Annotated in this window: 8 protein-coding genes, 1 pseudogene and 1 riboswitch; of the genes and pseudogenes, 1 reads left to right on the plus strand and 8 read right to left on the minus strand. The window is 73.8% G+C overall.

Annotation, left to right across the window (positions count from 1 at the left end; translation table 11 throughout):
- From cobC to ABD366_RS01650, 3 genes and pseudogenes are all read right to left on the minus strand, one after another.
- Window positions 1–968: Rv2231c family histidinol phosphate aminotransferase CobC (gene cobC / locus ABD366_RS01640; protein ID WP_344440954.1), on the minus strand; the 968-nt coding region annotated here is incomplete at its 3' end.
- 129 nt (window positions 969–1,097) lie between these two features.
- A pseudogene (locus ABD366_RS01645) lies at window positions 1,098–1,352 on the minus strand (hypothetical protein); the annotation flags it as partial.
- A gap of 123 nt (window positions 1,353–1,475) precedes the next feature.
- Complete coding sequence (locus tag ABD366_RS01650; protein ID WP_324769678.1) at window positions 1,476–1,838, minus strand: cobalamin biosynthesis protein; 363 nt, start codon at window positions 1,836–1,838, stop codon at window positions 1,476–1,478.
- Between the two features lie 57 nt (window positions 1,839–1,895).
- On the opposite strand from ABD366_RS01650, the gene ABD366_RS01655 reads away from it, so the two are divergent.
- Entirely contained in the window at window positions 1,896–2,627 is a 732-nt protein-coding gene (locus tag ABD366_RS01655; RefSeq protein ID WP_324769680.1) for a ZIP family metal transporter, read from the plus strand.
- A gap of 2 nt (window positions 2,628–2,629) precedes the next feature.
- On the opposite strand, the gene ABD366_RS01660 is transcribed toward ABD366_RS01655, so the two are convergent.
- From ABD366_RS01660 to ABD366_RS01680, 5 genes are all read right to left on the minus strand, one after another.
- On the minus strand, window positions 2,630–4,027 hold the full coding sequence (locus tag ABD366_RS01660) for a cobyrinic acid a,c-diamide synthase CobB (protein WP_324769681.1): 1,398 nt from the start codon (window positions 4,025–4,027) through the stop codon (window positions 2,630–2,632).
- Window positions 4,024–4,623: a cob(I)yrinic acid a,c-diamide adenosyltransferase gene (gene cobO / locus ABD366_RS01665; RefSeq protein ID WP_324769682.1), complete on the minus strand. Its 600-nt coding sequence runs from the start codon at window positions 4,621–4,623 to the stop codon at window positions 4,024–4,026. The genes ABD366_RS01660 and cobO overlap by 4 nt, the downstream gene beginning before the upstream one ends.
- The gene (locus tag ABD366_RS01670; protein ID WP_324769683.1) at window positions 4,623–6,710 is read right to left on the minus strand and encodes a putative cobaltochelatase; all 2,088 of its coding nucleotides are present in this window, start codon (window positions 6,708–6,710) and stop codon (window positions 4,623–4,625) included. The genes cobO and ABD366_RS01670 overlap by 1 nt, the downstream gene beginning before the upstream one ends.
- A gap of 175 nt (window positions 6,711–6,885) precedes the next feature.
- Window positions 6,886–8,409 (minus strand): cobyric acid synthase, encoded by a 1,524-nt coding sequence (locus ABD366_RS01675; protein WP_324769684.1) that lies wholly within the window; start codon window positions 8,407–8,409, stop codon window positions 6,886–6,888.
- On the minus strand, window positions 8,406–9,383 hold the full coding sequence (locus ABD366_RS01680) for a cobalamin biosynthesis protein (protein ID WP_324769686.1): 978 nt from the start codon (window positions 9,381–9,383) through the stop codon (window positions 8,406–8,408). The genes ABD366_RS01675 and ABD366_RS01680 overlap by 4 nt, the downstream gene beginning before the upstream one ends.
- A gap of 57 nt (window positions 9,384–9,440) precedes the next feature.
- Window positions 9,441–9,521, minus strand: a riboswitch (cobalamin riboswitch).
- Window positions 9,522–9,644 lie beyond the last annotated feature (123 nt).

Here is a 9,644-nt window from a genome sequence, read left to right on the forward strand (position 1 = left end):
GCAAACCCACGCCCCCGCAGAAGCGACCGAACCGCCCCCGCCCGGGGCACCCGCACCAACACGAACGGCCCCTCCGCCGGCCCCGCCACCACGACCCCGAGCCCGGCCAACTCCCGCAACAGCCCCACGAGATACTCCCGGTCAGCCGCAACCGCCCGCGCCGCGTCAGCCGCCTCAGCAACCCCCCGCGCCGACACACACGCCCGCGCAGCGACCAGCGCCGGTGACGACACGGGCCACAACGGCTGCGCCCGCTCGAGCGCCCCGATCACCTCCGGCCCGGCCAGCACATACCCGATGCGCAACCCGGCAAGGCCCCACGTCTTCGTGAGACTCCGCAGCACCACAAGCCCCGGCACATCCGTCCGCCCCGCCAGGGACTCCCGCTCACCCGGCACCGCGTCCATGAACGCCTCGTCGACCACGAGCACCCGCCCCGGCCGCGCCAGCCGCGCCATCTCCTCGGCGGGATGCAGCACGGACGTAGGGTTCGTCGGATTCCCGATCACCACCAGATCCGCGTCCTCGGGAACCAGCGAAGGATCGAGCCGGAACCCGTCCGCCTCCCGCAACAGCACCCGCCCCACCGCGTGCCCGGCATCCTCCAGCGCCGCCTCCGGCTCCGTGAACTGCGGATGCACCACCACAGGTCGCCGCACCCTGAGCGCCCGCGCCAGCAGGACGAACGCCTCCGCCGCCCCGGCCGTCAGCAGCACCCGCTCCACCGGAACCCCGTGCCGCTCCGCCACCGCCGCCCGCGCGGCCCGCCCGTCCGGATACGCCGCGAGACCCTCCAACGACCCGGCGACACGGTCCCGCAGCCACGCCGGCGGCGTCCCCGTACGGACATTCACCGCGAGATCCGTCAACTTCTCACCGTCGTCCCGCACTTCGGCATCACCGTGATGCCGCAGATCGGGCCCGCCCCCTGCGGTCGGCGGCCCGGCGGGATCCGCCCCGCGCCGCACCTCCACCCCCGGATGGGCAGCGCCCCACTCCTCGGCCTGCGCCCAGAACCGGTCCGACGGCAACTCCTCGTACGGCAGGACGACCACCCGCCGGGCCCCGAACGCCGCACACCGGTCAAGACCCGACGGCACGTCCGGGACCGCCCCCGACACGAAAGCCGGCTCCACCCCGGCGAACCCGCCGCCCTCCCACAACAACCGTGCCGCCGCGACGAGTTCGGCATTGACGATGGGGTCCGCCGAACCCCGCCCCACGAGCAGGACCTGCACATCGGCCCGGTCGCACGGGAAACGGTCGGCGCGCTGTTCCAGGGCGGAGAGCAGAGCCGGGGGAGGGATGAGCACGGAACTGACTCCTTGCAGGGGACGCGACGTACGGGACACAGAACACAGACCGAAGACGGACAGAACACAGACTGAAGACGGACAGAAGACAGACAGAAGACAAGGCGAGAACCGCCGAGACCATCCAGAAACACCAGAGCAAAGCCCGAGCGGCCCAGGACCCTACCCGCCCCGCGCCACCGCACAGGTCACCCGCCCCGCCGCCACCCGCTTGGGGACGACCAGCTGACCCCCGCCCGCCAGCGCCGCCGCCTCGGCCACCGACGGCGTGCCCAACACCCCGCGCACCCGGTCCGAGGGATGCGGCACCGGCACCCCGGCCAGGACCCCGGCGGCATACGTCACCAGCGGCACCTTGAGCGCCCCGGCCGCGCCCACGATCCCGGGCTCGTTCCCCTTCGTGTCGACGGTCGCGAGCGCCACCACGTCGTCCGGCCCGGCCCCCGCCTCGTCCAGGACGGCCCTGACCAGGCCGAGCACCTCGCCGGACGTCACCCCGGCGCGGGCGCCGACCCCGACGATCACCGCATTCGGGCGGTGTCGGATGTGCGTATGGGGTGCCGGATGGGTTAGGCAGGGCCCATGGCGGTGTTCGTGGCGCTCGGCGCCTTTGTGATGACCCTGGTCGGCGGCTGGACCGCGAGGCGGGTCACCGACCGGCGCCATCTGGTGCTCGGTCTCGCGGGTGGCCTGATGCTCGGCGTCGTCGGCCTCGACCTGCTGCCGGAGGCGCTCGACGCGGCCGGCGGCCCGGTCTTCGGGGTACCGGCGGCGCTGCTGCTGTTCGTGGCCGGGTTCCTCGCCGCGCACGTCCTGGAACACCTCCTCGCCCAGCGCCAAGCCGCCCACGGCGCCGACGAGCACGAGCACGGGCGGGCCCCCGAGGTCGGCCTCACGGCGGCCGGGGCGATGGTCGGGCACAGCATGATGGACGGCATCGCGATCGGCGCCGCGTTCCAGGTGGGCGGCGGTATGGGCCTCGCCGTGGCACTCGCGGTGATCGCGCACGACTTCGCCGACGGCTTCAACACGTACACGATCACGCGCCTGTACGGGAACGCCCGCCGCAAGGCGATGACGATGCTCCTCGCCGACGCGGCGGCACCCGTGGTGGGCGCCGCCTCGACGCTCCTGTTCACCATTCCGGAGCAACTGCTCGGCGCCTATCTCGGTTTCTTCGGCGGAGTGCTGCTCTACCTGGCCGCCGCCGAGATCCTGCCCGAGGCCCACCACGACCACCCCGCCCGCTCGACCCTGCTGTGCACGGTCGCGGGCGCGGCGTTCATCTGGCTCGTCGTGGGCTTCGCGGGCTGAGCTCACGGCGCGGCGCACCGGTCCACCAGGCGCCGGGCGACGTCCGGCCGGGCCGCCCAGTGCGTGTGCAGATAGCTGGCGTGCACGCCCTGCTGTACGAAGCCCTCGACGCGCGGCGCCGGCAGCCGCATGCCCCACGCGGCGGCGGGCCCCGCGCCCGGATCCATCGAGGTCCGGTGGAACTCGTGGCCGCGCATCCTGGCCCCCGCCGGCGCGAGAACACTGTCGGAGACGGCGACGGCGTCCCGGTAGCCGAGGGTGAGGCGCGCCGTCATCCGCGCGTCCGCGTCCAGCACCCCGCACATCTCCTGCCCGTCGAGGGACCGGGCCAGATACAGCAGGCCCGCGCACTCGGCGACCACCGGAGCACCCGAGCGGGCCAGCTCCGCGACCGCCTTGCGGAGCTGTTCGTTGGCGGAGAGCTCGGGGGCGTAGACCTCCGGGAAGCCGCCGCCTATGACGACCGCGGCGGTGCCCTCCGGGAGGTGTTCGTCGTGGAGGGGGTCGAAGGTGGCGACCTCGGCACCCGCCGCGGTGAGCAGCTCCGCGTGTTCGGCGTAGGAGAAGGTGAAGGCGGGGCCGCCGGCCACGGCCACGATCGGGTTGTGGTGTGGCTGCGGGCCGGTGGGGGCTTGTCGCGCAGTTCCCCGCGCCCCTGACTGCGCTGGACTCCACGTCTCTGTTGCCAGCGGCGGCGCCGTGCGCGCCAGCGCCAGCAAGCCCTCCAGGTCGCAGCCCTCGCGCACCATCGCCGCCGCCGCCCGCACCGAGTCCACCGCCTCGGAACTCCGCTCGGCCACCGGTACGAGCCCCAAGTGCCGTGACGGCGTGGCGACTTGAGGGGCGCGGCGCAAGGACCCGTACACCGGGACGCCGACCTCCTCCAACGCCTCCCGGAGCAGCTGCTCATGCCGCTCCGAGCCGACCTTGTTGAGGATGACGCCCGCGAGCCGCACCTCCGGGTCGAACGACGCGAAGCCGTGGACGAGGGCCGCCACCGACCGCGACTGCGACGACGCGTCGACGACGAGGACGACCGGCGCCTTGAGCAGCTTGGCGACATGCGCCGTCGACGCCAGCTCGCCCTGCCCCGACACCCCGTCGAACAGGCCCATCACGCCTTCCACGACGGCCAGTTCACAGCCCTGCGCGCCGTGCGCGAACAGCGGACCGACGAGATCCGGGCCGCACATGTACGCGTCCAGGTTCCGGCCGGGCCGCCCGGTCGCCAGGGCGTGGTAGCCCGGGTCGATGTAGTCGGGCCCGACCTTGTGCGGCGACACGGCGAGACCGCGCTCGGCGAACGCCGCCATCAGCCCGGTCGCCACCGTCGTCTTGCCCGACCCGGACGCGGGCGCGGCGACGACGAGACGCGGCACGTGCAGACTGGGAACAGTCACCACTCGATGCCCCGCTGGCCCTTCTGACCCGCGTCCATCGGGTGCTTCACCTTCGACATGTCGGTCACGAGGTCCGCGAAGTCGACGAGCTCCTGCGGGGCGTTGCGCCCGGTGATGACGACGTGCTGGGTGCCCGGACGGTCCCGCAGCACCTCCACCACCTCCGCCACGTCGATCCAGCCCCAGTGCAGCGGGTAGGCGAACTCGTCGAGCACGTACAGCTTGTACGTCTCGGCGGCCAGGTCCCGCTTGACCTGCTCCCAGCCCTCGCGGGCCTTCTCCTCGTTGTCGGCCTGATCGTCGCGCTGCACCCACGACCAGCCCTCGCCCATCTTGTGCCAGTCGACGGTGCCGCCCTCGCCGGAGGCGCCGAGCACCTTCAGCGCGTTCTCCTCGCCGACCTTCCACTTCGCCGACTTGACGAACTGGAACACCCCGATCGGCCAGCCCTGGTTCCAGGCGCGCAGCGCGAGCCCGAACGCGGCCGTCGACTTCCCCTTGCCGATGCCCGTGTGCACGAACACCAGCGGACGGTTACGGCGCTGACGAGTCGTCAGACCGTCGTCCGGTACGACACTCGGCTGTCCCTGCGGCATCAGGCGGCCCTCCTACGGGTCTGGTTCGTGCCCTGTACGTCCTTGACGAGCCCGGCGATGGCGTCGGCTCGCAGTTCCTCCAACGTGACGGCGCTGCCGCCCAGTTGACCGGCCAGCTGCCCGGCGAGCCCCAGCCGGACCATGCCCGTCTCGCAGTCGACGACCACGGACGCCGTGCCCTCGACGGCGTGCAGCCCGGCCGCACGCCCCGCCATCTTCACCGGCTCCGGCCCACCCGTAGCCCGGCCGTCGGTCACGACGACCATCAGCGGACGCCGCGCCGGATCCCGCAGCCGCTCCACACGCAGCACCTCGTGCGCCGTGAGCAGCCCGGCGGCCAGCGGCGTACGCCCACCGGTCGGCAGCGTTTCGAGCCGCGCGGCGGCCGTGTCCACGCTCGACGTCGGCGGCAGCGCCACCTCGGCGCCCGACCCGCGGAACGTCACGAGCCCCACCTTGTCGCGCCGCTGGTAGGCGTCGAGCAGCAGCGAAAGGACGGCGCCCTTGACGGCACCCATCCGCTGGCGGGCGGCCATCGACCCGGAGGCGTCCACGACGAAGAGGACCAGATTCCCCTCGCGGCCCTCCCGCGTCGCCTGCCGCAGATCGTCGCGGCGCACGACGAGCCCGGGGCCCGACCGGCCGCGCGCCTGCTGGTGCGGCGCCGCCGCGTGCACCGTCGCGGCCAGATGCAGCTTGGTCAGAGCGCCCCGCGGCCGTACGGCGCCGGTCGTCCGGCCGTGCTCCGTGCGCGCCCGGGACCGCCGCCCGGCGGCCCCTTCGCCCAGACCCGGGACGCTCAGCATCTTCGTACGGAACGGCTCACCGGCCGAGACGGCCCGGTGCTCCCGGCCGCCGCCGGACGCGGGAGCGCCCGCCGGTTCCTCAGGGGCCTCCTGCGAGTCGGGCCCGCCGTCCTGCTCGGGCCCCTGCTGCTCGGGCTTCTCCTGCTCAGGCCCGTTCTGCTCCGGCCCGTTCTGAGGCGGCAGGCCCCCGCCGCCACCGGGGCCCCCGCCGTCGTCAGGACCGTCAGGATCCTCGGGACCGTCGGGCTCGGGATCGTCGTCCGGGGCGTCCGGCCCGAACTCGTCCAGCGTCTCGTCGAGCTTGTCCTCGTCGAGCCCCGGCGCGTCGAACGGGTTCCGGCGCCGCCGGTGCGGCAGCGCGAGCAGCGCGGCCTGCCGCACGTCCTCCGCGAGCACATCGGTGCGCCCCGCCCACGCGGCGAGCGCGGTCGCGGTCCTGGCCATCACGATGTCGGCCCGCATCCCGTCCACCTCGAACGCGGCGCATGTCGCGGCGATCCGCGTCAACGCCCCGTCACCCAGGCGTACGTGAGGCAGCAGCGCCCGGGCGGCGGCGATCCGTCCGCGTACGTCGGCCTCCTCCGTGGCCCAGCGCGCCGCGAAGCCCTCCGGGTCGTCGTCGTACGCGAGGCGCCGCTTGACCACCTGCACGCGCTGCTCGGGCTCCCGGCTCGCGGCGACCTCCACGGTCAGCCCGAACCGGTCGAGCAACTGCGGCCGCAGCTCGCCCTCCTCGGGGTTCATCGTCCCGACGAGAAGGAAGCGCGCGGCATGCCGTACGGAGACGCCCTCGCGCTCCACGTACGAGGCGCCCATGGCGGCGGCGTCGAGCAGCAGGTCGACCAGGTGGTCGTGGAGCAGGTTGACCTCGTCCACGTACAGGATCCCGCGGTGCGCGTCCGCGAGCAGGCCCGGCTCGAACGCCTTCACGCCCTCGGCGAGCGCCCGCTCGATGTCGAGCGCGCCGACGAGCCGGTCCTCGGACGCGCCGACCGGCAACTCGACCATGCGCGCGGCCCGTTGCACCCCCGGACCGATCTCGTGCGGCCCGTCCGGGCACTGCGGATCGGGGGCTCCCGGGGCGCACGAGAACCGGCACCCGGCGACGACATCCACCTCGGGCAGCAGCGCCGAAAGGGCCCGCACGGCAGTGGACTTGGCGGTCCCCTTCTCACCGCGCACCAGCACACCGCCGACGGCGGGCGACACGGCGTTGAGCAGGAGAGCGAGCCGCAGATCGTCTTGGCCGACGAGGGCGGTGAACGGATACGGGGTGCTCATCAGCCGTGAACCTCCGGTGAGTTGAAGCGCCCCGAAAGGGACGCGGGGAACGGCGCGAGCAACCACAGAGAACCCGCACGCACAAACGAACCAATGGGGGAACGGGGGCGCGGCCCCCGGGGACGGGACGGGAAGGGGCGGCGGGGGCGGCCTCCCGCAGCGCCGGTCACGCCGGTCACGCCGGCGCCCCGGGCGGCACGAACGGCAGCCCCGGGGGCGCACCCCCCTCGATCAGCCGCCACAACGCATCCGTGTCGGCATACCGCTCGATCAGATCCCCGAGCCGGTCCAGCTGCTCCTCCCGCAGCGCCGCGAACGACGTGTCCGGCGCCGGCACGAACCGCCGCCCCGCCGCCTCGGCGACCAGCCGCAGGAACGCCCGCCGGAACCCGTCCGACTCCAGCGACCCGTGCCAGTGCGTCCCCCACACGGCCCCGACCCGGCACCCGTCCAGGAAGGGCTCCCCGCCGAGCACGTCAGCGACCCCGTGATGGATCTCGTACCCCTCGACCGGCTCCCCGAGCGCGACCCCGGCCGGCCGCTCGAGCGTCTTGTCGGCGGCGAACCGTACGCGTACGGGCAGCAGTCCGAGCCCGTCCACGACCCCGGCCCGCGACTCCACCTCGTCCTCGATGCGCTCCCCGAGCAGCTGGAAACCGCCGCAGATGCCGAGTACCGGACGCCCCTCGGCGGCCCGGCGCGCCAGCGCGTCCGCGAGCCCCCGCTCCCGCAGCCACTCCAGGGCGCGCACCGTCCCGCGCGTCCCGGGTACGACGACCAGATCGGCGTCGGCCAGTTCCTCGGCGCGGTCCACGAACCGGACCACGACGCCCGGCTCGGCGGCCAGCGCGTCGACATCCGTGAAGTTCGACATCAGCGGCACCGCGCACACGGCGACCCGCAGCACGTCCTCGCCGACGGGCGGCGCCACGACGGACTCGCGCACCGTGCCCCGCAAGGACACCCGCAGCCCGTCCTCCTCGTCGATCCCGAGCCCGTGCTGGAACGGCAGAACCCCGTAAGTGGCCCGGCCCGTAAGGGACTTGAGCATGTCGAGACCGGGTTCGAGGAGGCTGACATCGCCACGGAACTTGTTCACCAGATACCCCGCGAGCAACTCCTGGTCCTCCGGCGCGAGCAGCGCCGTCGTCCCGAAGAACGAGGCGAAGACGCCACCGCGGTCGATGTCCCCGACCACCAGGACCGGCAGCCGCGCGGCCCGCGCGATGCCCATGTTCACGATGTCGGTACGGCGCAGATTGATCTCGGCGGGGGAGCCCGCCCCTTCACAGATCACAGCGTCATGACTGCCCCGCAACTCCTCCAGGCACCCCACGACGGTGTCGAGCAGCGCGCCCTGCCGCTTCCCGTGGTAGCCCCGCGCACTCATCTCGCCCACGGGCTTGCCCATGAGCACGACCTGACTGCTGCGGTCGCTGCCCGGCTTGAGCAGCACCGGGTTCATCAGCGCGGTCGGCTCGACCCGGGCGGCCTGCGCCTGCATGGCCTGCGCCCGCCCGATCTCGGCGCCCTCCCGCGTCACGAACGAGTTCAGGGACATGTTCTGTCCCTTGAACGGCGCGACCTTCACCCCCTGGCGTACGAGCCACCGGCAGATCCCCGCCGTGACCACACTCTTACCGGCATCGGAGGTCGTCCCCGCGACGAGGAGCCCTCCGCCCCGCGTAGCCCCGCTCATCGACCCGCCCTCACCGCTCGTCGCCGCGCCCACAGCATCCGCCCGCCCACACAGACTCCCCACGCCAACAGACAGACCCGCCGCGACAACCGCGCGGCGCGCTCCACATCCCCGACCCGCACCGGGCGCCCGGCGGCGTTCAGCACGGGCCGGTGCTCCACTCTGCCCCCGTACGCCAGCGTCCCGCCGAGCCGCACTCCGAGCGCTCCCGCGAACGACGCCTCGACGACCCCCGCGTTCGGGCTCGGATGGCGCTCCGCGTCCTCGCGCCAGGCGCGGGCGGCCTCGCGCGGGCGCCCGCCCGCCAGTACGGCCAGCGCTCCCGTCAGCCGCGCGCCGGGCCACCCGGCCACATCGTCGAGCCGGGCCGAGGCCCAGCCGAACCGGCGGTACCTGGCGGACTTGTGGCCGACCATCGCGTCCAGCGTGTTCACGGCGCGGAAGGCCAGCAGGCCCGGCACTCCGCCGACGGCCCCCCACACCAGCGCCCCCACGACGGCGTCCGAGGTGTTCTCGGCGACCGACTCGACGACACCGCGCGCGATCCCGTCGGCGTCCAGGCCCTGCGGATCCCGTCCGCACAGGCGCGGCAGCAACTCCCGGGCCAGCTCCACGTCCCCAGCCTCGAGGGCGGACCCGACGCCGCGCGCCTCCCGGCCCAGCGAGGTGCCGCCGACCACGGCCCAGGTGGCGGCGGCGGTCAGCGCGACAGAGGCGACAGGGGAACTGCGTACGGTACGAGCGGCGAGCGCGCCGGCAGCGGCGGCGCCACCCGCACAGACCACGGTGTGCGCGGCGCCCCACCCGCGGTGGTCCCGCCACAGCATGCGCTCCACGGCTCCCGCGGCCCGGCCGAAACCGGCGACGGGGTGCCCTCGGCGCGGATCACCGAACAGCAGGTCGGCAAGGAGTCCGGCGGCGGCACCGTACGCGAACACGCGCTCGGCCCGCGCCGCGCCGCGCAGGGCGAACATGGCGTACTTGTCCTCACTCAGGGTGTCCACGCCCTGGTTCGACGAGACCGGCAGCGAGAGTTCCTGGCTCGCCCGTCCCGGATTCCCGGGGGAGGGCTCACAGTGGCGGGACCGCGCCGGATTCGCACCGGCTTCCTCGGACTGCTGCCGTATATGGCCCGCGAAGTCCACCACGCTGCGCGAAGGTGCGTCAACTTGCTGTTGACCTGGGAGAGCGGAGTGTGGGGAGGTCCACAGAGCGAGAGCGAGAGCGAGAGCGGG

This window comes from Streptomyces kunmingensis (assembly GCF_039533535.1).
GTDB lineage: Bacteria > Actinomycetota > Actinomycetes > Streptomycetales > Streptomycetaceae > Streptomyces > Streptomyces kunmingensis.